Source organism: Schaalia canis (assembly GCF_003858455.1).
Lineage (GTDB): Bacteria > Actinomycetota > Actinomycetes > Actinomycetales > Actinomycetaceae > Pauljensenia > Pauljensenia canis.
The window spans coordinates 24,911-50,921 of the sequence record NZ_RQZF01000011.1 but is presented as its reverse complement, the minus strand read 5'-3'; the positions used below and the strand labels follow the sequence as shown (position 1 = coordinate 50,921).

The window sequence follows — 26,011 nt, the reverse complement described above, 5'->3', positions numbered from 1 at the left end:
AGAAAAGATTAGCAGGCGTAATCCCCTTTTCCAAATCCTGCTGTCATGGTCATTCTCACACCGATTTTTCCTCGCTGGCAGTGGGCATGAGCGCCCCCTCAGCATCGCTGTGAGCGGGGCTTTCAACGCCCTGTCGCAGGCGTGCATGGTGGAGCTTACGGGCACCGTAGTGTGCGAGCGCTGCCACGACAAAGACCACTCCGAAGGCCCATGCGGTCCAGGATGAGGTTGGGCGTGCCGAGTAGTAGGTGGCGAGGAACACTGGCACCGTGACAGTTATTGCAATCCCCACAGATCCCCAGATGACGCCGGGGAAAGATCGCGCAAACAGGGAGGCTGTCGCTGCTGGAACGACGACGAAAGCGATAACAAGCACCGCTCCTGCCGCGTAGAAAGATGCGGTAAGAGTGATCGCGACAAGCACCATTGCGGCCATACGAAGGCCGCGGACGGGCAGGCCGATGGTTCGGGCATAGTCGGCGTCGAAGACGACAACACTCAGCTGCCTGTGTGTGAGCGCGAGGAAGAGGGCGTTGAGCCCTAAAACCGCCAGCATGACATAGGCATAGGAGGGACCGATGTCTATTCCCGCAACGGTCAGGTGGGTGACGGCAACGATGTTGGGGTCTCCAACTAAAACGGCGTCCTCATGCAGGTGTAAGTGGGCGAATTTCGTTGACACAAGGACAACGCCAACTGAGAACAAACCCGGGAAGAGGAGCCCCTGTGCTGCGTCGCGGGAGACAAGCCCTGTGTGTGCGACCGCCTCGGCGGCAATGACCACGACAAGAGCTAAAAGAGCTGCGCCGACAATCAGATACGGTGATCCGATCGGCCAGATGAGTGCAGCGAGGACGATACCGGGGAAGGCTGCGTGGCTCATAGCGTCAACCAGCATGGATTGACGTGAGGTGACAAGGAAAGCTCCTGGTAGGGCGCAGGTGACGGCGGTGAGGACCATCAGGATCATGACGCCAATGGCGTAGGGAGTCATGCCGTCACCGCCTCTCTGTCCCGTTTTCCTTCCCGCTGCAGCTCGGCAAGGAGAGCTTCTCGGGCTTGGCGACGTCGAATCGCCCGCAGTATCAATGAGCGTTCGGGAGCGGCCAGTAGAGAGATGATCGTCAGAATGGTTAAGACGATAACGGTGGTTGGGCCGGTGGGCAGTTTACCTGCGGTGATGGAAATGATGGAGCCAGCGACAGAGGCAAACATTCCAAAGAGGCCCGCAAGCACAGCCATGGATCGCATGGAGTTCACCCATTGGCGTGCTGAGACTGCGGGCAGAATAACGTAGGCGACAACAAGAACAAGACCCACTGCTTTCACGCCGATGACGATGCCGATAACAGTTGCACTCGTCAGCGCAATGGAAACAAGGCGCACAGGCCGTCCCAGGACGGTGGCGGCTGGCGCATCAAAGATGTAGAGCTGAATGTCTGACCACAAGATGAGCACAATCAATAGTGCTGCGATGGCAAAACCCGCTGAGACGCGAATATCTGACCATGTGAGCGTGGTGGCATTACCGAAGAGGTAGTCCTTCAGTCCCGCCTTGGACGAAGGAAAACTCCGCTTATTGATCTCGGCAAGTAGCGCCATGCCTCCGCCGAAGGTCAGAGCGAGAATGACGGCCATTGTGGTGTCGTGCCCCAATGGGGTGATTTTCTCAAGAAAACTACTCAGAGCAGAGGAAAGGACACCGACAACGGCGCTGACGATCACGATGACGATCATGTTGCGTCCGTCAATCCCGAGTGCCAGAACGGAAAAAAGGAAAGCGCTGGTGACGCCCAGCATGGTGGAGTGTCCGACAACGTCAGCGATCAGGGCTTGGCGGCGTAGGTAGGTGAAGGTGCCCAGCAGACCGCAGGAGAAGCCGATAATGGCTGTGCCCACCAGGACGCGCTGGTAGACGGTTTGGGTGAGGATGTCGAGGATCATTCCAGCGCCCAATCCATCATGCCGCCACCGTACGTGCGGTGGAGATTATCGGAAGTCAGCACATCGTCAATGGGTCCTTGGGCGATGACGTCGACATTGAGCAAAGTAGCGTAGTCGCACACTCGCGAGAGCGTGGAAAGGTCATGATGTACGAGGACGAGGGTGCACCCCTTGGCACGCAGGTCCCCGAGCACATTCATGATTGAACGTTCTGATGCTGCGTCAATGCCCGCGAAGGGCTCATCCATCATGAGCAGGTCGGGTTCTTGGGCGAGGACGCGCGCAAGGAATACGCGTTGTTTTTGACCGCCAGAAAGCTGACCGATCTGGCGTTTCGCAAATTCGCTCATGCCGACGGTTTCAAGGGCAGCGGCTGCGGCTTTGCGTTGCGCGGCTGAGGGGCGCGCTCCCCAACGGAGGGAACCGAAGGTTCCCATGAGAACGACGTCAGCGACGGTGGCAGGGAAGTCCCAATCGACCGAAGCGTGTTGGGGCATGTAGCCCACCCTGCGTCGGGCCTCGTCAAGACTCATACCAAAGAACTGTGCTGCTCCTGTCAGTCGAGGAATGAGGTTGAGCGAGGCCTTCAGCAGGGTGGACTTTCCTGCGCCGTTGGGTCCAACGATTCCCATCGCGGCCCCTTGCGGGACAGTGACGGTAGCATTCTTCACTACCGGCTTATCTCGGTAGGCAACGGAGAGGGAATCAATCTGGAGGGCGGCGCAGGCGTTCACGGTCACTTCACCCCAAGACCCTTGGTGACTGCGAGAACGTTGTGTTCAAAGACGCCCAGGTAGGTGTCGACAGGGGCGGCTTCGCCCAGGGAGTCGGCGTAGAGTTCTTCGTCAGCGATGGCGACTTCCCAGCCCTTTGCCTTGACGGCTTCCTGGAGGGATTCAACGGCCTGGGGGTTCTTCAGGTTGTCAATGAAGATGGCGGGCACCTTGGCATTGGCGATGGTGGTGGCGAGTTCTTCAAGCTGGGCGGGTGACATCTCTGCTTCGGAGGTGACGAAGTCGGTGGCGTAGACCTTCAGGTTGTAGCGTGCGCCCAGGTAGTTGAAGGCGTCGTGGCCGGTGACGAGCACGCGGTTCTCGTCCTTAAGCTGAGCGAACTTTTCCTTGGCCATAGAGTCAATCTCGTCGATCTTTGCGTTGTAGGCCTTGGCGTTGTCGGTGTAGGTCGCAGCGTTGTCAGCGTCGATTTCACCCAGGCGCGTGGCGATCTGATCGACGACGCCCTTCCAGATCTCAGGGGAGTTCCAGATGTGGGGGTCGTGGAGGGGGTTGCCCTGGTCGTCCTCTTCAGGCCAGTCGAGGAGGAGCTCGTGAGGAACGTTTGCGCCAACTTCGAGCTGACGGTCGCCCTGTTCGCGGAGCTGGTCGATCATGAGGGCTTCGAGGTGCAGACCGTTCCACAGGACGAGGTCAGCCGACTGCATGGCTTCGATGTCTTGAGTGGTGGGCTGGTAGGTGTGGGGGTCGCCGCCGGGTTGAACCATGACGGTGACCTTTGCTTCGGGGGCGAGAACCTGCGCGGCATCACCGAGGTAGCCGGTGGTGGCGAAGATGGTCAGTGCGTTGTCTGTTGCGGGCGCATCAGCAGCGGGCGTTTCGGTGGTCCCACAGGCAGTAAGACCGAGGGCGACCACGGCGGCGAGCGCCAATCCGCGCAGAGTTTTTCGTGACATTGAAGCCTCCTTAGGCGTTTTTGTGAGGTTTACTCACTGCACATGTCGCAGCAAGGCAAGCCTAACCTTACCACTCATGCCCCCTCTGGCTTTTCGGGATACCGAAACACTATCACTTTTGTGACACCGTGACTCACCGCCCCCACTCACGTTTTTCCTCCCTTAACCGAACAAAACAAACGGCTGCCAGCGCAAACGCACTGGCAGCCGTTTCAAGCCCGCCGCCAACGAGGCCTCACCTCGGGAGCGGAACTACATCACACTCAGCCCTCCAAATGGGACTTGAGTCCTCGTAAACGGGCCACGGAGGCCTCGCGGCCAATAATCTCCATGGATTCAAAGAGCGGCGGGGACACCTGACGGCCGGTGACGGCCACGCGCAGCGGCCCAAAGGCCAGACGCGGCTTAATACCCATGCCATCGACAATAGCCTCGCGCAATTTCTCTTCGAGAATAGCGGTGGTGAACTCGCCCTCACCAAGCCCATCGATGACGGAGATGGCGGTATCAAGAACCTCACCAGCATTGTCCTTGAGCTTCTTCACCGACGTCTCATCAAGAGTGACGTCAGCACCCTCAACAAAGAGGAAGCCCATCATGCCCGGCACCTCACCCAGCATCTGCACGCGGGTCTGAACCATGTGGGCGGAAGCCTCGATGATCTCACGCTCACGATCGGTCAGAGCATCGAAAGAATCGGCCGACACGAAACCCTTGCCATGCAGGAAGGGCACGATACGGCGCTGGAAGTCTGACACCTCCAGTCGGCGGATATGCTCAGCGTTGATGGCCACGCACTTCTTCTGGTCAAAGCGGGCAGGGTTGGGATTCACGGCTGAGATGTCGAAGGCTTCGATCATCTCCTCCATAGAGAACACGTCATTATCGGGGCTGATCGCCCACCCCAGCAGGGCCAGGTAGTTGGTCAGGCCTTCAGGAATCATGCCTGCCTCACGGTGGAGCAGCAGATTCGACTCAGGGTCACGCTTAGACAGCTTCTTATTGCCCTCACCCATGACGTACGGCAGGTGACCAAAACGCGGCATGTAGTCAGCAACGCCAATGGCTTCAAGCGCACGGTAGAGCACAATCTGGCGCGGCGTAGAGGAGAGCAAATCCTCACCGCGCAACACGTGCGTGATCTTCATCAGCGCATCGTCCACAGGATTAACCAGAGTGTAGAGCGGGTCACCATTGGCGCGCACGATCACATAGTCAGGCACGGAACCGGCCTTGAAGGTAATCTCACCGCGAACCAGATCATCGAAGGTGATGTCCTCGTCAGGCATGCGCATACGCAGCACGGGCTGACGGCCCTCTGCCTTGTAGGCGGCGATCTGTTCTTCGCTCAGTTCGCGGTCAAAACCGTCGTAGCCGAGCTTGGGATCGCGACCTGCGGCCAGGTGACGTGCCTCAATCTCATCGGGGGTGGAGTAGGACTCGTAGGCGTAGCCAGCTTCCAGCAGACGTGCAGCAACATCACGGTAAATGTCCATACGCTGCGACTGACGGTAGGGCTCGTGAGGGCCGCCCTTTTCAACGCCCTCGTCCCAATCCAGCCCCAGCCAGCGCAAGGAATCAAGGATCTGGTCGAAAGATTCTTCCGAGTCTCGGGCAGCGTCAGTGTCCTCGATACGGAATACGAAAGTGCCGCCAGTGTGGCGGGCGTACGCCCAGTTGAACAGGCAGGTGCGAACCATGCCAACGTGGGGAGTTCCCGTGGGGGACGGGCAGAAGCGGACGCGAACGTCAGAGCCAGTTGCGGTAGTAACAGTCATAATGTGTGTAGTCTACCCGCGTGTAGCGCCCTCGAATACCGCCACTTAGGGAGTTTTTATGTCTGTTCGCACATATTCTGCCGCTCAGATGCGCCAGGCCGGTTCGCTGAAGTGGACGGGTATCACTCGCGGGGATGGTTCTCCCACGGTGGGCGCGTGGGTGGCGGAGATGGATTTTGGCACGGCCCCTGTGGTGGAAGAAGCCATTTTCGGGGCGATCCGTAGCGGTTTCACGGGCTACCCTCCTACATGGCTGGCGCCGCGTTTGGCCGAGGCCACCGCCGCCTACCAGAGTGCGGTCCACGGGTGGGCGGTCGAGGCCGAGGCTATTCGTCCTGCCCGTTCGGTGCTGGGGGCGCTCGCCCTCGCCCTTGATGCGGTGATTCGTGCAGGTTCGCCGGTGATTGTGCCAACGCCCGCCTACATGCCGTTTATGACGATCCCTCCCGCTCATGGCCACCCCGTCATTGAGGTTCCTTCCCTGTACACCCCTGGCGAGGGCCATGCATGGTCGCTTGATTTGGAGGGGATTCGCCGTGCGTGCGAGGCCGGTGCGGGGATGCTCATTTTGTGCAACCCATGGAATCCAACGGGGCGGGTACTGAGCGAGGCTGAACTGCGCGCGCTGCATGCGGTGGTCTCCGACTATGACGTGCTGGTGTTTTCTGACGAGATTCATGCGCCGCTGGTGGTGGATAAGAGTCCCTTCGTGTCGTACGCATCTTTAGGGCCCGAGTTTGCCGCCCACACCGTGACCGCCGTAGCGGCCTCGAAGGGCTGGAATATTGCTGCCCTTCCTTGCGCGCAGGTGATCCTGCCCGACGATGCCTTAAGGGAGCGCTGGGCTGAGGTTGATGAACAGCTTTCCCACGAGATGAACTCCTACGGGGCTTTAGCTGCTATCTCCGCTTACGAGGCGTCCTGTCAGATAGGTGGCGAGCCGTGGCTGGAGGAGGTCAAGGGAATTATTCGCGGGAACTTCGACATGCTGGACGAGGCCTTTGCCGTTTCTCCCTTGCGTTTTGATCGCCCTGAGGCCACCTTCCTCACTTGGTGGGATTTTCGCGCATTCGCTGGCGAAGGTCAGGCGTTACCTGCAACGCGCCTGCGGGAAGTGGGTGGCGTAGCGACGAATGCCGGTGGCTCCCTCGGTCAGGGCTATGAGCAGTGGGCGCGTATCAATATGGGCTGCTCTCCAGAGACGGCAAGCCTGATCGTTGAGGCTCTGCAGGCGACTTTTATATCGGAGTAAGGGTCCTTCTGCGTCCGACACGTCCTCTTTTGGCATTTTCTCAAAATGTTCTCTCCAAAACGGCCCGCCAAACTTCTTTTTCAATTACCGTTGATAAAGATCGTTGTTGAGCCTGAGGAGGAAGGGGAGTCGGGCCATGCTGCTTCGCGCTGCTACGCCTCGTGGCGATGGCTCTACTATCTACACCTACGAGTCAACCTGGCCGTTCACCTGGGAAGAATGCACGTCATTCCTTCAGGGCCTGCTCAACACTGACCTTGTCACCGATCACTCACACCCCCTGCATGTCAGCATCAATTCTCGTGACATCACCACCGCCCTCTACGCGGCTGGGTTGAACCTTGCAGCACTCCCCCTGCCCTATGCCGAGCGGCACACCCTGCAGATCGAGGGCTATTCGAAGCTGATGGAAAGTACATTGCGCTTCACAGTGCGGATCGCCGAGCAGGAGTGCTTACTTGAAGCACTTGACGGGCCAGCGATGCATGAGAGCGACCATGTTTTTGACCGCTACATGGATAGCCTCGAGATCATTGCTCATATTGAGCGTGTCCTCGCAGGAGCGCCACAGGACCGAGGAACCCCCCATGCAACTACGCTCTTTTGAGGAACGCAACGGATTTCTTATCCTCAACTACCAGCTATCGTGGGTAAGCGGCTGGGAGGGAATGCTCTCATTCCTGACGGTGACGGGCGCTGACGTGAAGGCTGCCGCCCAGTGGCCCAATATTCAAGTGGAACTTGCAGGGCGCGATATTACCGACGAGTTCCGTGCCGCCGATGGCGACGCTTACGCCTGCCCGTCTGCCACCTGCGAGGCTAACGCTGTGCGCATCACCGGCGTTTCACGGGCCCTTAACCTGCCTATCCGCATCACCTGGTGGAATCAGACCGACGCCTGCACCCTGGTCATGCCCTCCCCCGCTAGCCTGAGCGGAGCAGCGGACGCAGCGCCAGGGAGCGATTTCCAGATTGATCCCCTGGTCTGCGACCGCTACATGGATGCTCTCGAAATCCTCTCCCACCGTGACCGAGTCAGACGCCAGCGCTCGGTGGCGTAAAGGCGGAGCGTGGGCGCGTTACATGTGCGGTGGCGAGAGTTTCGGGGTGTGTGCTGGTCAGGCGATCCAGCACACACCCCGAAATGTCCGCGTGACGATGCCTTAGTCTGGCGCATCAGGAAACTATGATCGGTGACTATCCTGCGCGCAAGGCCGCCTCGATGCCAGCAAACACCGTACGTCCGGCGCGGGCTGCAGCCTCAACCACAGCCTGCGGGTCGGTAGGTCCATCCGCAAAGGACAGGTCCGAAACGACGCTCATGCCGCACACGCGCACACCCAAGGCATGTGCGGTGATTGCTTCCATTACCGTGGACATGCCCACGCAGTCAGCGCCGGTGGAGGCCAGCCAGCGAGTCTCCGCCATGGTCTGGTACTCGGGGCCGCGCATGATCGCGTAGGTGCCGCTGCGCTGCGTGTGCTCACTCAGGGCAGTGCTCAGCTCAGCGTCCCACACGCCCATAATGTCAACGAATAGCGGCCCATCAAAGGGTGAGGAGCCAGAGAAGTTCAGGTGATCGGTGATCGTCATGACATCACCCAGCTCCCACTCCTTCAGGCAACCATTGGCATTGCACAAGATGGCTCGCTCCACGCCAGCGGCAGCGGCAGCACGCACAAGGGCCGTCACAGCCTTCGGGGCAACGCCCTCGTACAGGTGCGTGCGCCCCAACGCCACGAGAACGGGCCCGCAGGGACGCTCGTACACGCGCAACTCATCAAGGTGCCCGTCGGCTACAGGAGCCATGACGCCAGGTAAGGCGGACAGGGGCAGAATCTCGCGAGGCTCACCCCAGGCGCCCCAACGCACAGTATCCGAGTCTGTGGCATGCTCCCCATCAAGGGCACCCGCCAAACCCGACCCTAAAACAACTAGGGCGGAAGGCTGCTGCCCACCGCAAGCAATGGTGATCGCTAAAGCGGCATCGGCGGCGGCCTCGTCAATAAGGGCCTCGGTGAAACGCGGGTCAACCGCAGCGGCACTCATGTCAGGCCACGTCTTCCATGGTGCGCACGGGCTGGCGTTCCTGAGCGGCAACGCGCCCCTTCGAGGTCGCAACGTAGCCAATGAAGCCCAGCACAAAGGCAACGAACACGCCCAGGTTAGCGCCAGCCCAGTCTCCCTCGCGGCCACCAAGCGGGCCAAGGAAGTAGCCCTGCCAGGCCAGCCATTCAGCGTTGGTGTTGACCACCAGACCCCAGCCAATAATGGAAGCAATGGCCAGAGTGACAATAGCTCCCCAGTTCACCGACCCGTACACGCCCGCAGGAGTAAACAAGGACGGCTCATCGTAGTTCTTTGTGCGCAGGACAATATCGGCCAGCATGATGCCACCCCACGCGGCAATAACAACACCCAAGGTGATAAGGAAGCCTGTGAAGGGGCCGATGAAGGAGTCAGCGAAGAAGACAACGCCAATGGTGCCCAGCAGCATGATCGTGCCGTCCAGGGCAGTGGCGGTGGGGCGGTTAACCGGCACGCCGGTTGCCAGCAGGGACAAGCCCGAGGAGTAGATATCCATGACGATACCGCCAATGAGGCCCAGGATCGCCACGAGGGCGAAGGGGATGAGGAACCATGTGGGAAGGATCGTCGTCAGCGCGCCAATGGGGTCAGTGCCAATAGCCTCGCCTAGTTCCGGCTGGGAACCGATCAGTAGCAAGCCGAAAAGAACGAGGATGACGGTGGGTAGGGCTGAACCGAAGGTTGTCCAGCCGACAACGCCAGCGGTGGAGGCCTTACGCGGCAGGTAGCGCGAGTAGTCGGCAGCAGCGTTGATCCAGCCAAAACCAAAGCCCACAAGGATCATGCAGAAGGCGCCGATGACGGCCGCCATGCCAGAACCTTCATTTGCGAGCACCTGGGTCATGTTGATTGAGGGCAGGGCAAGACCCAGGTAGATGATCGTCAAGGCGGCGGTAGCCCAGGTGATCCAGGTTTGGACGCGCATAATCATGTCGAAACCGAGGATGCCCGCACCTGCTGCGATTGCAACTACGAGGATCAGGGAAATGACCTGAGCCATGAGGTGATTGGTAAAGCCCAAGGCTCCCATGACAGTAGCGGTGGCTTGAACAGCCATGATGCACAGGAAAGTTTCCCAACCAACGGTGAGAATCCATGAGATCACTGCGGAAATGCGGTTGCCGTTGTAGCCAAAGGGGGCTCGCGAGAGCACCAGGGTGGGGGGCGGAGCCGCGCTTACCGGCAATGGCGATAAGACCGCAGACGAAGAAGGAGGCGACGATGCCGACCACTGACGCGATAGCTGCCTGCACGAAAGACAGGCCAAAGCCGAGGATCCATGCGCCCCAGGAAATGCCTAGGACAGAGATGTTTGCGGCGAACCAGGGCATGAACAGGTCGGACGGTTTACCTTTGCGTTCTGATTCGGGAATGACGTCCAGGCCCGCCATTTCGACGGCCATGGCTCCTTCGCCAGCCGTCACGTCACGTGCAGCGTTGCTCATGTATCCTCCTTGGTGTTGGGTGCCCGCCATGGCCACCTTCATTCATTCATTTAAATTATTTCGCATTGTACGGGATTACTGAGCGTCCCGATGCCCTCAAGACGCACTTCCACCTGATCCCCGTCAACGAGTTTTCCAACCCCTGCAGGTGTGCCCGTCATAATGACATCGCCCGGGTGCAGGGTGAATCCATGGGATAGGTAGGACACCAATTCATCAACGCTACGGAGCATGTCTGAAGTCCTCCCATCCTGGCGGCACTCCCCATTGACATACGCCTGAATACGCAGGTTAGCCGGGTCCACGCTGTCGGCAGTGACAATCCACGGCCCAATTGGTGTCGAGGTGTCAAAGCCCTTCGCCCGCGCCCATTGATGGTCACTGCGCTGCGCGTCCCTGGCGGACACGTCGTTAACGCAGGTATAGCCAAAGATCGCCTCGTGTGCGTCTTCAACACTCACGCGGGATGCCGTCTTGCCAATAACAACAGCAAGTTCGGCCTCGTAATGTACCTCCTGACTCCACTGGGGCAAGACGATTGCCTCCTCCGGGCCAATGATTGCCCCCGGTGGGACGAGAAACACCACCGGCTCATCGGGGACGTCACCACCCATTTCACGCGCATGCTCGGCGTAATTACGGCCGATACCAATGACTGTGCGCGGCTCAACCGGAGCGCAGAGCTTAACGCCGGTCAAGGGCACTTCCTCCTCTGAGAGGTACATGATCCCACTGACCATGGGGTCAGCGGCAAGAGTGCGGATCATGGTTGCGCCCTCTTCACAGGCGCCCCATCGCGCCTGACCGTGTTCAACGAAACGTAGAATCCTCATTCGTGGTCCTCCAACGCGTCATTCACTCCTATCCCCCTCTTGCGCAACGATGGGCCGACCGGGGCAATAGAGTGAGGCAAATATACGGATGGGTGCTTGTATGAAAGGTGGTGCAATAGCTGTGCCTGCGCTGTCATCACGCGCAGGCACAGGATCTCAGAGACGATGGACCGGGTTACTTAAGGTGCCAATCCCTCCGATGGTAATGGCCACCTCGTCTCCTGACTGAAGCACGGGCGCTTGAAGCGCCGTGCCCGTCACAATCACATCACCTGGCAGCAAGGTAAACATGTGCGACACGCGAGAAACGACTTCCTTCGCGCGTAGACGCATTCGCGCATTCGTGCCCTGATCGTAAAGCTCTCCATTGACGCTGATCGAAATGTCGATATTGTCTGGATCAAAATCCGGGTCAACAAGGATCCACGGACCCAGAGGCGTTGAGGTGTCAAAACCCTTACCGCGCGACCAGGGGCCCTGCCCAAGAGCGTCACCAGCAGTGGCGTCATTGGCACAGACATAACCAAGAATCACGTCGTCAACCTTGTCGAGGGGCACGTCCTTGGCCAAGGTCTTGATCACAATGCCGATCTCCGCCTCAGCAACAACCTTTTCACTCCACGACGGCAAGATAATCGGATCGCCAGGACCAATAACAGAGGTATTGGGCTTCAAGAAGACGTGGGGGAAGTCCTCGCCATGAGCGCCAACAGCACCCTCAGCAGCGCCGGCGTTAGCAACGCCGACAACCTTCGAGCGAGGAATCACCGGCGACAGCAGGCGGACCTCGTCCAGTTCAAGGATTTGCCCGGAGGGTTCAACCTCTTGGAACAGAGGATCGCCCTTGAGGACAACAATTCGGGATGAGCCCTCTTCCAGGGCACCATATTGGGGAGTGTCTCCCGCTGAAAAACGCACGATTCGCATGGTTCAAGGCTAGTGCCTGAAGAGGAAAAGCACGCGGCATTACAGTGCGGTGTTGAAAGTCCCCTGTGGTGGAACTGCCCGTCAGCACTCCCCTATCGCGCCTGGCCACTTACCCACACGTCGGTGGGAACATCAGCAGGCATGAAGGGGTTATCGCGGCCAACGAACACTGGATCAGCGACACCCTGCTTACGTTGAGCCTCGTAGTCTTTGAGCGCTCCCACGCCCCACTTCGCCAGGAAAATCAGGGCTACCAGGTTCGTGAAAGACATCAGAGCCATCGCAATATCAACGGTGTTCCACACCAGCGGCAGAGTCATCATCGCACCAATGCCAACAGCGATCACAGTGCCTGTCTGCAGCAGGCGCTGAGCCCACTGCCTCTCAGAGAGGAAGGCAACGTTGACCTCAGCGTAGGCATAAGCACCCAGAATCGAAGAAAAGGCCAGGACGAAAATCAACAGTGTCATAGGAAGGGCAGCCCACTCTCCGACCTCGCTGACAATAGCAAGGGTCGTCAGATTCGCAGGATTCACACCCTCAGCAGCCCAGACTTCCTCACCGGCAATGAGGATGACGAAAGCCGTTGCCGTACAGACGATAATCGTGTCCACAAAAACGCCCAAAGACTGGATGAGGCCCTGACGCACAGGGTGGCTCACCGTGGCGGTGGCAGCAGCGTTAGGTGCGGTGGCTTGACCGGCCTCGTTAGAGAACACGCCACGCTTCGTGCCGTTAATGACGGCGGCGAGGATACCGCCACCCAAGCCCCCCACAAGGGGTTCAAGAGAGAACGCCGAGGCGAAGATCAGGCCCAACACGTTGACAAACTCGGTCAGGTTCATCAGCACAATGACCGTCACCACAGCGACGTACATCATGGCCATAATCGGTGCCATCCACTCGCTGACACGAGCAACCGCACGCAGACCGCCATAGATCACGGGGGCAGAGAACACCAAAAGGACAACGGTAATCAGCCACGGATCGGCCGAAGTCGTTGCCGCCATTGTCTGCGCAATACCGTTAGCCTGCACAGAGGTCACAACAATGGCACAGGTGAAGGCCGTGATCACCGCCAGTACCTTCGCCATGATGGAGTTCTTCAGGCCAAAGTAGATGTAGTAAGCGGGGCCGCCACGGAACGTGCCATCGGCCATCCGAATCTTAAAGATCTGCGCCAATGTGGCCTCAAAGAAGGCTGTTGCCATACCGACGAGGGCAACAATCCACATCCAAAAGATCGCGCCCGGCCCGCCAAAGAGCAGCGCGGCAGCAACACCAAAGACATTGCCCAGACCCACGCGCGCCGCCAAGGTGATCGTGAAAGCCTGGAAGGAGCTAATACCCCCGCGACGCCCCTGGCGTGAGGTCGCCAGAACAGAGAACATATGCGGGAATAGACGCACCTGCACAAACCGAGTGCGCAGGGTCAGGAACACGCCCACCCCAAAAAGGAGCCAGAGGGTCAGGTGAAGGGTGATCCAGTCGGCAACGACCAGAATCTGATCAGCAAGTGCGTTCACAGTAATGTCCCGTCCTCAGAGTTCTCATTGATGATGGTGTGTGCCCTCAGCTTGGCTAAGGGCACACACCGATAGTGTTAGGGGCGCGTGGGCGCCTGATTGAGCACCCACACATCGCCGGGAAGATCAGCCGGCAGGTGCGGATTATTGACACCGTTCAACACCGGTTCCTCAACGCCCGCCTGACGCTGCTCTTCGTAGTCCCGCAGAGCGCCCGTCCCCCACTTCGCCAAGAACACCAAGGCAATGAGGTTCGTGATCGTCATAATCGCCATGGCAATATCAACGGTGTTCCACACCAACGGCAAAGACACCATTGCGCCCAGCGCCACCGAAGCAACCGACACGCAACGAACCATCCACACAGCCCAGGGGCGATCGGCAACAAAGGTCATATTGACCTCGGAATACACATAGGCGGCGATAATCGACGAGAAAGCCAAGACAAAGATCATCAGGGACATGGGCACAACCGCCCACTCACCCAATTCCTTCGCCACAGCCAAGGTCGTGAGGTTCGCAGGATTCACGCCCTCGGCGCCCCACACTTCCTCACCAGCGATCAGAATGACAAAGGCAGTTGCGGTACACACAATGATGGTGTCAACAAAAACGCCCAAGGACTGGATGAGACCCTGACGCACAGGGTGTTTCACCGTGGCGGTCGCAGCAGCATTGGGGGCCGTGCCCTGACCGGCCTCGTTAGAGAACAACCCACGCTTCGTGCCGTTAATGATGGCAGCAAGGATGCCGCCGCCAAGACCACCCACGAGGGGCTCGGGAGCGAAAGCTGAGGTGATGATCTGTCCAAGAACGGTAGCGAACTCGCCAATATTCATTACGGTGATCACCGCAATGACAATGACGTACAGGGTTGCCATGATGGGCGCCATCCATTCGGTGACGCGCGCTACCGAGCGAATACCACCAAAGATGACCGGGCCCGCGAAAGCCACCAGCAGCACAGCAATCATCCAATGCTTCGTGCTGGTCGTTGCCACCATCGTTTCAGCGATCGCATTGGACTGCACCGACGTGATGACAAAAGCGCAAGTAATAACCGTAATAACCGCGAAAACCTTGGCCATCACGGTGTTCTTCATGCCGTAGAGCATGTAGTAGGCCGGGCCGCCACGGAAGGTGCCATCCTCGGCGCGGACCTTGAAAAGCTGTGCAAGAGTGGCTTCGAAGAAAGCGGTTGCCATACCAACGAGTGCGACAATCCACATCCAGAAGATCGCACCCGGCCCGCCCATGAGCAGTGCTGCGGCAACACCAAAGACATTACCCACGCCCACGCGGGCTGCCAGCGAAATCGTGAAGGCTTGGAAGGAACTAATACCGCCGCGTGCTCCCTGACGTGAGGAAGATACGACACTCACCATATGGGGGAAAAGGCGCAGTTGCACGAGCTTTGAACGGATCGTCAGGTAGATGCCCACGCCGACCAGAATCCACAGCGTCATGTACAAGGTGATCCAGTCTGCGACCACCTGAATCTGTGATGCGAGTGCGTCCATGGGCCTTCCTTTCTGTGTCGAACCGAAAATGCAACCCCTTGATGGTGGCATATCTGTCCATCTCGGGGCCGATTGTCCATTCCCTGACACGGCCGCGGGGTTGGCCTCGTCAAACGAAGCAATGAAACAATGGGGGTATGACGGTCACCCTCAATGAACTCCTTGACGACTTGGAGGACAACGCCCAACTTGGCGACGTGGACGCGCTGTACGCGGCGTTCACCTCGTGGGCTGAAGCCACAGGCCGCCCCCTCTACCCCCACCAGGAAGAATCCCTGGTGGAAATCCTGGCAGGCAACCACGTCATTGCCGCCACCCCCACGGGCTCAGGCAAGTCGATGATCGCCCTGGCCGCACATTTTGTCTCGATGGCGCAAGGTGGCCGCTCCTATTACACGGCGCCGCTGAAGGCCCTCGTGTCCGAGAAATTCTTTGACCTTGTCGCCCACTTTGGCGCTGAGAACGTGGGGATGGTGACGGGGGATGTTTCCCTCAACGCTGATGCGCCGATCATCTGCTGCACAGCAGAGATTTTGGCCAACCAATCCCTGCGTGAAGGCGCAGAGCTCGATGCCGACATGGTCATCATGGACGAGTTCCACTTCTACGGTGACCCGCAGCGCGGCTGGGCGTGGCAGACGCCTCTACTGGAACTACGCAAAGCCCAGTACGTTGCCATGTCGGCCACGCTTGGGGATACGACGAGGTTTGAGCGCGCGTGGAAGGAACGCACGGGCAGGGACGTGACGCTCATTGACGATGCTGAACGCCCGGTGCCTTTGGAGTTTGAGTACGTAATCGATACGTTGACCGACACCGTGCCGCGCCTCCTGAAAGAAGGCCGCTGGCCAATCTACATCGTGCATTTCGCCCAGAAAGATGCGGTTGATTCTGCCCACGCCTTCGACAAGGCCAAGCTCATTACCGACGAGCAGAAGAAGCGTATCGCCCAAGAGCTGTCCGGTGTTCATTTCACGAAGGGTTTTGGCGCTTCCCTACGCAGCCTGCTTGTGCAAGGCATCGGTATTCACCACGCGGGTATGCTGCCCCGCTATCGGCGTCTGGTTGAACGGCTCACCCAACAAGGACTGCTGGCGATCGTCAGCGGTACGGACACCCTGGGGGTCGGCATCAATGTGCCAATCCGCACGGTACTCATGACCTCGCTCGTGAAGTTTGATGGGGCGAAGATGCGGCACGTCTCTGCCCGCGAGTTCCATCAGATTGCCGGGCGGGCTGGGCGCGCGGGCTTTGACCTGGTGGGCTTTGTGCGTGTCCTTGCACCCGAACATGAGGTAGAGGACGCGAAAGCTCGGGCTCGCTTGAGTGCTGCCCAGTTGCAGGCCGCGGACGAGCGCGCCGCTAAACGCGCCAAGAAGAAAGACGCGAAAAAGAAGAAGGGCCCAGCGGAGGGGCAGATTTCCTGGACGAAATCAACCTTTGAGCGTCTGGTCAATGCCGCGCCAGAGGCTCTGCAGTCTCACTTTGAGATGACTCACTCCATGGTGCTCAATGTTCTGGCGGGTGCCGACCGGCGCGACCCTGGCGAGCATCTGGTGCATCTTGCCACCCACAACGATGACATCATTCGTGAGGTGAACCCGCACCTGCGCCGCCTGGGTGAGATCTACGCGTCCATGCGCACTGCCGGAGTGGTGGAGCATGTTTCTTCCGCTCAAGCTCAGGCCGATGGGTTACCTCGCCTGCGGCTGGTGGCTGACCTGCCCGATGATTTTGCCCTTAATCAGCCGCTTTCTCCTTTCGCGTTGGCGGCGCTTGACCTGCTTGATCCTGAGTCACCCTCCTTTGCGCTTGACGCTGTGTCCGTGATTGAGGCGGTGTTGGAGGATCCTCGCCCCCTGCTCTTTGCTCAGCAGCGGGTGGCGCGTGGCGAGGCTGTCGCCGCCATGAAGGCCCAGGGGATGGACTACGACGATCGCATGTCCGCTTTGGAGGAGGTTGTGTGGCCTCGTCCTTTGGCTGAGCTATTGGAGGGGGCTTTCTCTGTGTATGTGGCCTCCAACCCCTGGGTGGGTGGCCTGGAGCTCTCCCCCAAGTCGGTGGTGCGCGAGATGGTGGAAAATGCCATGACCTTCTCTGAGTTGGTATCACGCTACGACGTGGGCCGCTCTGAGGGCGTGATCCTGCGCTACCTGACAGATGCCTACCGTGCGATGCGTCAGATCATCCCTGACGAGATGATGACCGACGAGGTGCGCGCCATTATTGACTGGCTGGCGGCGCTGATTCGCGCTGTGGATTCCTCCCTCTTGGACGAATGGGAGGCCCTGGCATCGGGCAACTACGCGGCTTCACGCGAGGATTCTGGGACCTCGGGCGGCGTGGAGATGGCCTTCGGTGCCGACGAGAACGGCGTGGTGGCCTTCAGTGCGAATCGTCACGCCTTCCGCACGGCAATCCGCCGGGCGATGTTCCGCCGTGTGGAACTCATGTCCGCTGACGACGTGCCTGCTTTGGCGGCGCTGGATGAAGCCTCAGGCTGGGGTGAGGAACGCTGGGATCATGCGCTGGAACGCTACTGGGCCGAGTATGACTGGATTGGTATTGATCAGGCGGCCCGCGCGACAGCACTGTGTCCACTCAACGAGGCGCCCACGCACGCCGATCTTGTGAATGCAGGGGTGAACGAGGCCCTGGCGGATCGTCTTGATCCTGCCAACTACTGGCTGGCCGAGCAGCGCATCTGTGACCCCCAGGAGGATATGGATTGGCGTTTGACCGCTTTGGTGGACCTAGCGGCATCTGACGGGGCCGAGGCCGTGGTGCTGCGTCTGCTCAGTGTCGGCCCGCGGTGACCGAAGATGTTCACGCAGGGTGAGGAATGCCTCGCGGTGTGAGCCGGGTTAGGTCCCCGATCGATCACGCAAATTCGGGGTCGAGCTGAGAGAATTTTTCTACGTTGTTATTCGGTTGATTTGATGAGGAAAAACGCATGACACTCACATCCGTGGAGATCTGCGCTGGGGCTGGCGGTCAGGCCCGTGGCATTGAGATGGCCGGGTTTGAGCATGCTGCACTGATCGAGATTGACCGTCATGCCTGCGCCACCTTGCGTGCGAATCGTCCAGAGTGGAATGTCCTTGAAGAGGATCTGCTCTCCTGGTCGGGTAAGGAATATGAGGGTGTTGACCTGCTAGCAGGAGGTGTTCCCTGCCCGCCTTTTTCTTCCGCTGGTCAACAGCTTGGCGCAGATGATGAGCGTGATCTCTTCCCCACGGCAATCCGCCTAATTGGGGAGATCCACCCCCGTGCCGTCATGTTGGAAAACGTGCGTGGCCTTTTCGACCGACGTTTTGATAGCTACCGCCAACACATCACCGAGGAGATTGAGAAGCTCGGCTACTCGGTGCAGTGGAAGCTCCTCAATGCCGCCGACTATGGGGTTCCCCAGGCACGACCTCGCGTTATCTGCGTTGCCCTGCGCGATGATGTGAAGACCGCCTTTGAATACCCGGAGCCTTTCGACCTTCCGCAGGTCACTGTCGGATCTGCGTTGCTTGACCTCATGGCGGAAAACGGTTGGGAGGGTGCCGAGGAATGGGCGCAAGGCGCACAAACAATTGCGCCAACATTGGTGGGTGGGTCCAAAAAGCATGGCGGAGCCGATCTTGGTCCTACTCGCGCGAAGAAAGCCTGGGCTGCGCTCGGGGTGGATGGAAAGGGTCTGGCGGATGCCGCTCCAGAAGAATCTTTCGAGGGAATGCCACGTTTAACGGTTCGTATGGCGGCGCGAATCCAAGGTTTTGAGGACTCATGGCAGCTCACCGGAGGTAAGACTGCCTCCTACCGTCAGGTGGGAAACGCTTTGCCTCCACCTTTAGCCCACGCCGTTGCCCAGAACATTCGGCTTGCCCTTGAGGCGTGAGAGATAGTTTTCCTATGTCAGACTCAGTGACACCCACTGCCCTTCTCACGCGGGCTCGTCTTGCCTTCCATCAGCATCTGATCCTTCACGAGGTGCTGAGCGTTGCACGCGACGGCATTGCGTCAAACGCTGATAAGAGCCAGAAAACCTCGCGAGATATCGCCCTTCACATGGCAACGAGTCTTGGCGCGCACATTGAAGTACAAAAGCTTGCAGGCCAACGAAGCGGAGCAAACTTCGAAAGAATCGTCGCTGACTTCCTCAGCGAAACCTTCCCTCATTTTCTGTCGCTTCGACCCGGAAACTGGACACTTGCCAACGTCGGAAGTTCACGGAAGAACGAGCATCTGTCCCGCTTTGAACCCTACCGGCATTTGTCTCTGCTCAGTGACGCTGTTGAAGCTGACCCAGCGTTGCAGGCGATCCTCGGTAACTCCTACTCCATTAGTCCCGATGTTGTGGTCCTTCGCAGCCCGGAGAGCGATGAGACCATCAATGCTGGAACGTATCTCGTTGACGAGGACAGTGGTCGCTATAGCGTGATCCGCCAAGCAAACCAGACCCACGATATTGTCCACGCAGTAATTTCGTGCAAGTGGACGCTGCGTTCAGATAGAGCTCAAAATGCGCGCGCGGAGGCACTCTCTATTCTGCGTAATCGCAAAGGACGAGCCCCACACATTGTTGTGGTCACCGGAGAGCCCACGCCCTCTCGCCTCGCTTCGCTTGCCCTGGGGACAGGCGATCTGGACATGGTGTACCACTTTGCCCTCCCGGAACTTATTGACGCCGTCGAAGCCTGCGGGAATGACGAAGCGCAAGCGATGCTGGCTGCTCTGGTGGAAGGACAAAGGCTGCGGGACATTTCCGATCTGCCACTTGACCTGAGCGTCTAGGTGTTCGATCCACCCAAAATGTAGGAAGCGCTCCCATCTCGTTCACCTGAGAGGGAGCGCCGCCTTGCGTCTCGAAGGTTCTACGAGCTGTCAGCCAAAGATTGGCGCGTGAGGGTCGTTGATGACGGTCTTACCGAAGGGGAAGGCGGTCACGGGGATCATCTTGATGTTGGCGATTGCCAGTGGAATACCAACGATGCTCAGTGCCATTGGGATGGCGGTGAGGACATGACCGATAGCCAGAGGGATACCGGCGATAATGAACCACACAACGTTCATCAGGCAGGAGCCAGCTCCGGCGCCGGGCTTGTCCACCACTCGCTTGCCGAAGGGCCACAGCACATAGTTTGCGATACGGAAACATGCCACACCTGCGGGGATGGTGACGATGAAGATACAGGCAATGGCACCCGCTAGGATGTAGCCCAGCCAGAGCCAGATACCGCCGAAAACCAACCAAATGATGTTCAACAGAGTACGCATACCTCTATCGTCCCAGAAACGGCGGATTCTGCTCGCTCAGATAACCCTGGTTAGACCCTGGTTGTCCTTCCAGGCTTCCAATGTCCACGCTCAGGATTGCTGATACACGCACTAGACTGCAGGCATACCGCTACCAACAGGGAACTACCTTTCGCATGCACACGACCATTTCTCTTACCGACAATATCGCCCGTATTCGCCAGCGCATTGATGCAGCCTGCACTGCGGCCGGCCGGACAGATACGGTCACCCTGGAAATCGCGGCGAAAACCCGAACGCCCGAGGAATGTCAGGTGGCCGCGAACGCCCTCGCCGCTGCGAATCTACCCGTCGTGCTTGGCCACAATCGGGTGCAGGAAGCGCGTGAGACGGCCTCGGCAATCAGAGCCGTGGATGGGGCGCGGATTCACCTCATTGGCCCATTGCAGACCAATAAGATCAACCACGCTCTCAGCGTCGTGGACTGTATTGAGACCATTGATTCGGCGGAGCTAGTACACGCCGTGGATAAGCGTGCTTCCCGCGCTCTTCCGGTCTACCTGCAGGTGAACACCTCCGGTGAAGCCTCTAAGCACGGCTGTATGCCAGCCGATGCCCTCGCCGTCGCTGAGGCGATTGCCGCAAGCGAGCATCTTCAATTCGCCGGCCTGATGACAGTGGGCCTCAATTCGCTGATCGAGGCCGATGTGCGCGCCTCCTACGCGCAGTTGCACTCCCTGCGTGCGGCTGTGGCTGAGCGCCTCAACCTCGTGGAGACAGACCTCGCCTTGTCGATGGGGATGAGCCGTGACCTTGAGTGGGCGATCGCTGAGGGCGCGACCCTGGTGCGTGTGGGAACGGACGTGTTCGGGCCGCGCAGCTAAAACACCGCGCCCACACACTGGGCGGCTCAAGCCGCTCAGGGCAGTTTAAAGGTCCACTCCTCGGTGGAGAACTTCTCCACGCAACGCTGTTCGGCCACCTCAATCTCATGCGGTGTCAGCGTCGAGGGTGTTGCCCCATACTTGGCGCGGAAGTAGTCGTAGAGCACCTGCATGACCTCGGCGCGTGACAGGCTGATCTGCGAGCGCAGGGGGTCGACCCATTTCACAGCCGATGCCGTTCCGCGCTCGCTCACCCGCTCCAAGCCGGTGCGCAATACCTCCAGCATCTTGGGAGTGTCAATGTCGTAGGCCATGGTGACGTGGTGGAGCATCATGCCATTGGCCCATCGTTTTTGGGCGGCTCCGGCAATCTTGCCCTTATCGGAGGCAATGTCATTGAGCGGCACGTAGCGGGCCTTCACGCCCATGCTTTCGAGGGCTTCCATCACCCACCTGTCCAGGTAGGGGTAGGCTTGCTCAAAGCTCATGCCCTCGACCAAGGCGGTGGGCACCACCAGGGAGAAGGTCACGCAGTTTTCTGGCTCCATGAACATGGTGCCGCCCCCGGAGACGCGGCGGGTGACGGTAATGCCGTGTTTGAGGACGCCCTCGTGGTGAAGCTCGTTGGCGTAGGACTGGTAGGAGCCGATGACTACCTGCGGCGCATTCCACTCCCAGAGGCGCAAGAAGGGTTTGCGCCGCCCGGCTGCGACCTCTTCAACCAGGGTTTCGTCAAGCGCGACGTTCACCGCCGGGTCAAGGACGGGCCCGTAGATAATGTCGAACTCCAGGTCTGTCCAGTCCAGGGCGTGACCGACCATGCGACGCAGAGCAATGGCGATCGCATCGGTGGTGAGTCCGGCGAGGTCGTCACCGGGAAGAAGCAGAGAGGACAACAGCGCGGACAGGTCCATAGCCGAGATATCCGCCGCCACACCTTCCAGGGACGCTGCCATGCGGGCCAGAAGGTTGTGTGGCTGGCAGGGAGCATCGGACTCGAAGGCGCAGTGGGTGAAGACCCCGCCAGAGAAGGGCTCGCCCGCGATGGTGCCGCTCGCGTCAATGGTGGCACCGCCGGGCATGGTGTAGTGGCCGCGCAAAGGCAGCATCGGAAGTCCCTTCCCTTCGGGTCGTGCAGCGCTCGTGTTCAGCGCTGGCACTGTGCTGATCGCAAGACTTTCCCTTAACGGAGGATCCGTGACACGTCACGGAAGGCACCCTGCGAGGCCGAGGTCGCCGTCGCTGCGTAGAGTTTCAACGCATCCGACACCTCGCGCTGGCGAGTGCGCGGCGTCCAGGGGTGCTCGCGGGCTTCCTGCTCGGCGCGGCGGCACTCAATTTCTTCTTCGGGAACGTCAAGCTGCAGGAGTCCTTCGTTGACGTCAATAATGATGCGGTCACCGTCCTCAATGAGGCCGATCAGGCCACCGGCTGCGGCCTCGGGGGAAATATGGCCCACCGAGATACCCGAGGTGCCGCCCGAGAAACGCCCGTCGGTAATGAGGGCACACGCCTTACCAAGGCCGCGGCCCTTGATGAAGGAGGTCGGGTAGAGCATTTCTTGCATGCCCGGCCCACCCGATGGGCCTTCATAGCGGATGACCACCACGTCGCCGGCCTCGACGGTCTTGTCGAGGATGCGTTCAATGGCCTCGTCTTGGGATTCCATGACGCGGGCGCGGCCCTCGAAGTGGAAGAGGCTGGGGTCAATGCCTGCGGCCTTGATAATGGCGCCTTCGGGGGCGAGGTTGCCAAAGAGAACGGTCAGTCCGCCGTTGGCGGTGTAGGCGTGCTCAACGTCGCGGATGCAGCCGCCCTCAGCGTCAAGGTCAAGTTCAGCCCAGCGGTTTGAGGTCGAGAAGGCCTCGGTGGTGCGCACGTTTCCGGGGGCCGCGTGGAAGAGTTCAAAAGCGGCCTCTGAGGCCGTTCCCCCACGTACATCCCATTTCGCCAGCCACTCAGACAGTGAAGGCGAGTGGATGGAATGGACGCTGTGTGTGAGGTAGCCAGCGCGGTCCAACTCACCAAGGATTGCGGGAATACCACCAGCGCGGTGCACATCTTCCATGTGGTAGTCATTGTGGTTGGGTGCGACTTTAGACAGGCACGGGACGGTTTTACCCAGTTCCGCAATGTCGTGCAGATCAAAGTCCACCTGAGCCTCGCGGGCTGCAGCCAGAAGGTGCAAGACCGTATTCGACGAGCCGCCCATCGCCATATCCAGGGTCATGGCATTACGGAAAGCGTCACGGGTGGCAATGGCACGGGGAAGGACGGCATCATCCTCGTTGTCGTAATAGCGTCGGCACAGGTCCACGACGCGGCGGCCTGCCTCGATGAACAGGTCACGGCGGGCAGCGTGAGTGGCCAGGGTTGAGCCATTGCCCGGCAGAGAGAGGCCCAGGGCTTCGGTCAGGCAGTTCATGGAGTTTGCGGTGAACATACCCGAGCAGGACCCGCAGGTCGGGCAAGCGGCGCGTTCAAGGGCGAGGATCTGGTCATCGGTCAGCGCATCATTAGCGGTGGCATTCATGACGGTCACGAGGTTGCCGTGTCCTGCCGTGGAGTCACCAATGATCGCATCGGCGGGAATATTCTTGCCTGCCTCCATCGGGCCGCCAGAGACGAACACGGCTGGGATGTTCAGGCGCAGTGCGGCATTGAGCATGCCGGGGGTGATCTTGTCGCAGTTGGAGATGCACACCATGGCGTCAGCGCAGTGAGCGTTCACCATGTATTCAACGGAGTCAGCGATGATCTCTCGTGAGGGCAGGGAGTAGAGCATGCCGCCGTGTCCCATGGCGATGCCGTCGTCAACGGCGATCGTGTTCATTTCCTTGGCGACGCCGCCTGCGGCCACAATCGCATCCGCAACGAGTTTGCCAACGTCACGCAGGTGGACGTGTCCGGGGACGAACTCCGTGAAGGAGTTCACGACGGCGATAATCGGTTTGCCGAAATCGTTATCCCCCATGCCTGTGGCGCGCCAGAGTGCGCGGGCGCCTGCCATATTGCGGCCCTGTGTGGAGGTTGCGGATCGAAGTTGACGGCTCATGGTGTCTTCCGTGTCTTTCCAATGTGTAGTGAATCAAGGGTAAGACTTTCCGTCAGGAAACGCGCCGCAGTGTCGTTCCGTGGAATTCTTCTTGTCTAGTGATGCCTGGGCTTTCGGGCAGGACATGAATCAGCCCACCCTCGCTTAATCTCAAACGAAGGGTGAGCTGACCGCCACATGTTAACTAGTCATTCAGTCTTGGGCGATAAAGTCTGCGAGTATCGCCGGAGCTGCTTCCTGCCAGCGTTCACGCCAATCACCGATGGGTTCAATGCCAATTGAACGCAGTGCGTCATGTGTGAGCACCGAGTATGAGGGGCGGGGCGCGGGACGAACGAAGGCTTCCGAGGTGGTCTTTCCAACAGCGGCACTGTCGATTCCCATTGATGCGGCAATCTCTTGAGTAAAGTCAAACCACGACCCCATGCCGGAGGAGGTTCCGTGGTAGGTGCCAGAGGGAGCCTGAGCATCAATGAGGGTAATAATAAGGGCGGCTAAGTCCTTGGTCCATGTGGGTTGACCAACCTGATCGGTAACGACGTCAACTTGTCCACGCTCAGTGAGAAGCCTCGCCATCACCTTAGGGAAGGGGGTACCGTGTTCGCCGTAAAGCCACGCCGTGCGGACGATGAGGTAGTCAGCACCCGAAGCGCGCACAGCCCATTCTCCAGCAGCCTTGGTACGCCCATATGCTCCTAAAGGGTCAAGAGGGTCATTCTCCCCGTACGGCTCCACACCATTTCCAGGGAAAACATAATCGGTAGAAATATGCACAAAGCGTGCCCCTGACGACTGACATGCTGCAGCAAGATTCTGCGGCCCAACCGCATTAAGGCGGAATGCCAGTCCTTCTTTTTCCTCAGCGGAGTCAACCTGGGTCCATGCCGCACAATTAACTACCACATCGGCACGGCCAGGAGTTCCAAGAGCCTCCATGACGGCAGAGCCGTCAAGAATGTCGAGTTCGGCCACGTCAAGCGCCGTCACCTCATCCCCACGAGCCGTGAGTGCTGCCACGAGATCTTGTCCAAGCATTCCGGCTGCGCCGGTCACAGTCCACTTCATGGGACAATCATACTTGGCACAATGGAGATATTGTGAAGGCCTCATGCTGAGATTTCAACGCAATGGCACACTCATCCACACCAACCTAAGGGAGGAAAGACATGGAATGGCGCGAGCTATCGATAAAGGGCGCATGGGAAATCACACCTCGTCAGCTCGGTGATTCACGCGGTTTATTCATGGAGATGTTCAAGGCTAATGAGTTCGTCGAACACCTTGGACGCCCCTTGGACCTGCAGCAGGTGAACTGTTCAATATCAGCGGCGGGGGTGATACGTGGAATCCATTTCGCTCAGATCCCTCCCTCACAGGCAAAGTACGTAATGTGCCCTAAGGGTGCTGTACTTGATGTTGTTGTTGATATTCGCGTCGGCTCACCAACCTATGGCCAATGGGACACTGTCCTCCTCGACGATGTTGATCGTCGAGCTATATTCCTCTCCGAGGGACTTGGCCATGCATTTTGCTCTCTCGAAGACGGCTCAACAGTCACCTATCTCTGTTCTGCAGGCTACAACCCTGGCCGTGAGCATGGGGTCAATCCACTGTGCACCACCATCGGTATTGAATGGCCGACAGTGGGACGCAATGGCGAAACCCTGGAGCAGCAGTTTTCCGAGAAGGATACCCTTGCCCCCGGGCTTGAAGAGGCGCGTGAGCAGGGCCTCTTGCCGACTTATGAGGAAGCTCTAGCTTTTTATGCTTCGCTAGCTTAGAACCGCACTAGTTACTTCCCTTGACGGTGCCGTTTAAGAAGTTC

General features: G+C 59.1%; 22 protein-coding genes and 1 pseudogene. 8 read left to right on the top strand and 15 right to left on the bottom strand.

What is annotated here, in order from left to right:
- Nucleotides 1-55: 55 nt before the first annotated feature.
- The 5 genes from EII11_RS09090 to gltX form a co-directional block, all read right to left on the bottom strand.
- Nucleotides 56-994, bottom strand: coding sequence for a metal ABC transporter permease (locus EII11_RS09090; protein WP_124871848.1), 939 nt, complete (start codon nt 992-994; stop codon nt 56-58).
- Nucleotides 991-1,944, bottom strand: coding sequence for a metal ABC transporter permease (locus tag EII11_RS09085; protein WP_124871846.1), 954 nt, complete (start codon nt 1,942-1,944; stop codon nt 991-993). The genes EII11_RS09090 and EII11_RS09085 overlap by 4 nt, the downstream gene beginning before the upstream one ends.
- Nucleotides 1,941-2,684, bottom strand: coding sequence for a metal ABC transporter ATP-binding protein (locus EII11_RS09080; RefSeq protein WP_124871842.1), 744 nt, complete (start codon nt 2,682-2,684; stop codon nt 1,941-1,943). Before EII11_RS09080 ends, EII11_RS09085 begins: the two co-directional genes overlap by 4 nt.
- Entirely contained in the window at nt 2,681-3,634 is a 954-nt protein-coding gene (locus EII11_RS09075; protein ID WP_124871839.1) for a metal ABC transporter substrate-binding protein, read from the bottom strand. Before EII11_RS09075 ends, EII11_RS09080 begins: the two co-directional genes overlap by 4 nt.
- 263 nt (nt 3,635-3,897) lie before the next feature.
- Complete coding sequence (gene gltX / locus EII11_RS09070) at nt 3,898-5,412, bottom strand: glutamate--tRNA ligase (protein WP_124871836.1); 1,515 nt, start codon at nt 5,410-5,412, stop codon at nt 3,898-3,900.
- Between the two features lie 58 nt (nt 5,413-5,470).
- Between gltX and EII11_RS09065 the strand changes: the two genes are divergently transcribed.
- The 3 genes from EII11_RS09065 (at nt 5,471) to EII11_RS09055 (ending at nt 7,725) form a co-directional block, all read left to right on the top strand.
- Nucleotides 5,471-6,664, top strand: a complete 1,194-nt coding sequence (locus EII11_RS09065) for a MalY/PatB family protein (protein ID WP_124871834.1) — start codon at nt 5,471-5,473, stop codon at nt 6,662-6,664.
- A 136-nt stretch (nt 6,665-6,800) separates the two neighbouring features.
- Complete coding sequence (locus tag EII11_RS09060; RefSeq protein ID WP_124871832.1) at nt 6,801-7,271, top strand: hypothetical protein; 471 nt, start codon at nt 6,801-6,803, stop codon at nt 7,269-7,271.
- Nucleotides 7,252-7,725, top strand: coding sequence for a hypothetical protein (locus EII11_RS09055; RefSeq protein ID WP_124871828.1), 474 nt, complete (start codon nt 7,252-7,254; stop codon nt 7,723-7,725). Before EII11_RS09060 ends, EII11_RS09055 begins: the two co-directional genes overlap by 20 nt.
- Nucleotides 7,726-7,861: 136 nt before the next feature.
- Here EII11_RS09055 and EII11_RS09050 read toward each other — a convergent pair whose 3' ends face one another.
- The 6 genes and pseudogenes from EII11_RS09050 to EII11_RS09025 form a co-directional block, all read right to left on the bottom strand.
- The gene (locus EII11_RS09050) at nt 7,862-8,713 is read right to left on the bottom strand and encodes a purine-nucleoside phosphorylase (protein WP_124871825.1); all 852 of its coding nucleotides are present in this window, start codon (nt 8,711-8,713) and stop codon (nt 7,862-7,864) included.
- A gap of 1 nt (nt 8,714) precedes the next feature.
- Nucleotides 8,715-10,197: pseudogene (locus EII11_RS09045) on the bottom strand (purine-cytosine permease family protein).
- A 50-nt stretch (nt 10,198-10,247) separates the two neighbouring features.
- Nucleotides 10,248-11,030, bottom strand: coding sequence for a fumarylacetoacetate hydrolase family protein (locus tag EII11_RS09040; RefSeq protein WP_124871822.1), 783 nt, complete (start codon nt 11,028-11,030; stop codon nt 10,248-10,250).
- 156 nt (nt 11,031-11,186) lie between these two features.
- The gene (locus EII11_RS09035) at nt 11,187-11,957 is read right to left on the bottom strand and encodes a fumarylacetoacetate hydrolase family protein (protein ID WP_124871819.1); all 771 of its coding nucleotides are present in this window, start codon (nt 11,955-11,957) and stop codon (nt 11,187-11,189) included.
- Nucleotides 11,958-12,049: 92 nt separating this feature from the next.
- On the bottom strand, nt 12,050-13,483 hold the full coding sequence (locus EII11_RS09030; RefSeq protein ID WP_124871816.1) for an alanine/glycine:cation symporter family protein: 1,434 nt from the start codon (nt 13,481-13,483) through the stop codon (nt 12,050-12,052).
- 77 nt (nt 13,484-13,560) lie between these two features.
- On the bottom strand, nt 13,561-15,003 hold the full coding sequence (locus EII11_RS09025; RefSeq protein ID WP_124871813.1) for an alanine/glycine:cation symporter family protein: 1,443 nt from the start codon (nt 15,001-15,003) through the stop codon (nt 13,561-13,563).
- 137 nt (nt 15,004-15,140) lie between these two features.
- Here EII11_RS09025 and EII11_RS09020 point away from each other — a divergent pair, with 137 nt between their 5' ends.
- From EII11_RS09020 to EII11_RS09010, 3 genes are all read left to right on the top strand, one after another.
- The gene (locus tag EII11_RS09020; protein ID WP_124871810.1) at nt 15,141-17,819 is read left to right on the top strand and encodes a DEAD/DEAH box helicase; all 2,679 of its coding nucleotides are present in this window, start codon (nt 15,141-15,143) and stop codon (nt 17,817-17,819) included.
- Between the two features lie 137 nt (nt 17,820-17,956).
- Nucleotides 17,957-18,889, top strand: a complete 933-nt coding sequence (locus EII11_RS09015; protein WP_124871806.1) for a DNA cytosine methyltransferase — start codon at nt 17,957-17,959, stop codon at nt 18,887-18,889.
- A 14-nt stretch (nt 18,890-18,903) separates the two neighbouring features.
- Entirely contained in the window at nt 18,904-19,785 is an 882-nt protein-coding gene (locus tag EII11_RS09010) for an NgoMIV family type II restriction endonuclease (protein WP_124871803.1), read from the top strand.
- Between the two features lie 90 nt (nt 19,786-19,875).
- Here EII11_RS09010 and EII11_RS09005 read toward each other — a convergent pair whose 3' ends face one another.
- Nucleotides 19,876-20,268: a YccF domain-containing protein gene (locus EII11_RS09005; RefSeq protein WP_124871800.1), complete on the bottom strand. Its 393-nt coding sequence runs from the start codon at nt 20,266-20,268 to the stop codon at nt 19,876-19,878.
- A 155-nt stretch (nt 20,269-20,423) separates the two neighbouring features.
- Here EII11_RS09005 and EII11_RS09000 point away from each other — a divergent pair, with 155 nt between their 5' ends.
- Nucleotides 20,424-21,131 carry a YggS family pyridoxal phosphate-dependent enzyme gene (locus EII11_RS09000; protein ID WP_420820449.1) on the top strand — a complete coding sequence of 236 codons (708 nt, stop codon included), beginning with the start codon at nt 20,424-20,426 and terminating at the stop codon, nt 21,129-21,131.
- A 35-nt stretch (nt 21,132-21,166) separates the two neighbouring features.
- On the opposite strand, the gene EII11_RS08995 is transcribed toward EII11_RS09000, so the two are convergent.
- The 3 genes from EII11_RS08995 to rfbD form a co-directional block, all read right to left on the bottom strand.
- Nucleotides 21,167-22,240 (bottom strand): lipoate--protein ligase family protein, encoded by a 1,074-nt coding sequence (locus tag EII11_RS08995; RefSeq protein ID WP_240623128.1) that lies wholly within the window; start codon nt 22,238-22,240, stop codon nt 21,167-21,169.
- Between the two features lie 74 nt (nt 22,241-22,314).
- Nucleotides 22,315-24,186 carry a dihydroxy-acid dehydratase gene (ilvD, locus tag EII11_RS08990; RefSeq protein WP_124871798.1) on the bottom strand — a complete coding sequence of 624 codons (1,872 nt, stop codon included), beginning with the start codon at nt 24,184-24,186 and terminating at the stop codon, nt 22,315-22,317.
- Between the two features lie 192 nt (nt 24,187-24,378).
- A complete protein-coding gene (gene rfbD / locus EII11_RS08985; RefSeq protein WP_124871795.1) occupies nt 24,379-25,251 on the bottom strand; it encodes a dTDP-4-dehydrorhamnose reductase in 873 nt (290 codons plus the stop codon).
- Between the two features lie 101 nt (nt 25,252-25,352).
- Between rfbD and EII11_RS08980 the strand changes: the two genes are divergently transcribed.
- A complete protein-coding gene (locus tag EII11_RS08980) occupies nt 25,353-25,967 on the top strand; it encodes a dTDP-4-dehydrorhamnose 3,5-epimerase family protein (RefSeq protein ID WP_124871792.1) in 615 nt (204 codons plus the stop codon).
- Nucleotides 25,968-26,011 lie beyond the last annotated feature (44 nt).

Excerpts from the sequence above, each read along its gene's own strand:
- EII11_RS09015 (WP_124871806.1), top strand. The coding sequence starts at position 17,957 with ATGACACTCACATCCGTGGAGATCTGCGCTGGGGCTGGCGGTCAGGCC.
- EII11_RS09000 (WP_420820449.1), top strand. The coding sequence starts at position 20,424 with ATGCACACGACCATTTCTCTTACCGACAATATCGCCCGTATTCGCCAG.
- EII11_RS09040 (WP_124871822.1), bottom strand. The coding sequence starts at position 11,030 with ATGAGGATTCTACGTTTCGTTGAACACGGTCAGGCGCGATGGGGCGCC.
- EII11_RS09010 (WP_124871803.1), top strand. The coding sequence starts at position 18,904 with ATGTCAGACTCAGTGACACCCACTGCCCTTCTCACGCGGGCTCGTCTT.
- ilvD (WP_124871798.1), bottom strand. The coding sequence starts at position 24,186 with ATGAGCCGTCAACTTCGATCCGCAACCTCCACACAGGGCCGCAATATG.
- EII11_RS09050 (WP_124871825.1), bottom strand. The coding sequence starts at position 8,713 with ATGAGTGCCGCTGCGGTTGACCCGCGTTTCACCGAGGCCCTTATTGAC.
- EII11_RS09055 (WP_124871828.1), top strand. The coding sequence starts at position 7,252 with ATGCAACTACGCTCTTTTGAGGAACGCAACGGATTTCTTATCCTCAAC.
- gltX (WP_124871836.1), bottom strand. The coding sequence starts at position 5,412 with ATGACTGTTACTACCGCAACTGGCTCTGACGTTCGCGTCCGCTTCTGC.
- EII11_RS09005 (WP_124871800.1), bottom strand. The coding sequence starts at position 20,268 with ATGCGTACTCTGTTGAACATCATTTGGTTGGTTTTCGGCGGTATCTGG.
- EII11_RS08995 (WP_240623128.1), bottom strand. The coding sequence starts at position 22,240 with ATGCTGCCTTTGCGCGGCCACTACACCATGCCCGGCGGTGCCACCATT.
- EII11_RS09060 (WP_124871832.1), top strand. The coding sequence starts at position 6,801 with ATGCTGCTTCGCGCTGCTACGCCTCGTGGCGATGGCTCTACTATCTAC.
- EII11_RS09020 (WP_124871810.1), top strand. The coding sequence starts at position 15,141 with ATGACGGTCACCCTCAATGAACTCCTTGACGACTTGGAGGACAACGCC.
- EII11_RS08980 (WP_124871792.1), top strand. The coding sequence starts at position 25,353 with ATGGAATGGCGCGAGCTATCGATAAAGGGCGCATGGGAAATCACACCT.
- rfbD (WP_124871795.1), bottom strand. The coding sequence starts at position 25,251 with ATGAAGTGGACTGTGACCGGCGCAGCCGGAATGCTTGGACAAGATCTC.
- EII11_RS09065 (WP_124871834.1), top strand. The coding sequence starts at position 5,471 with ATGTCTGTTCGCACATATTCTGCCGCTCAGATGCGCCAGGCCGGTTCG.
- EII11_RS09085 (WP_124871846.1), bottom strand. The coding sequence starts at position 1,944 with ATGATCCTCGACATCCTCACCCAAACCGTCTACCAGCGCGTCCTGGTG.
- EII11_RS09090 (WP_124871848.1), bottom strand. The coding sequence starts at position 994 with ATGACTCCCTACGCCATTGGCGTCATGATCCTGATGGTCCTCACCGCC.
- EII11_RS09075 (WP_124871839.1), bottom strand. The coding sequence starts at position 3,634 with ATGTCACGAAAAACTCTGCGCGGATTGGCGCTCGCCGCCGTGGTCGCC.
- EII11_RS09035 (WP_124871819.1), bottom strand. The coding sequence starts at position 11,957 with ATGCGAATCGTGCGTTTTTCAGCGGGAGACACTCCCCAATATGGTGCC.
- EII11_RS09025 (WP_124871813.1), bottom strand. The coding sequence starts at position 15,003 with ATGGACGCACTCGCATCACAGATTCAGGTGGTCGCAGACTGGATCACC.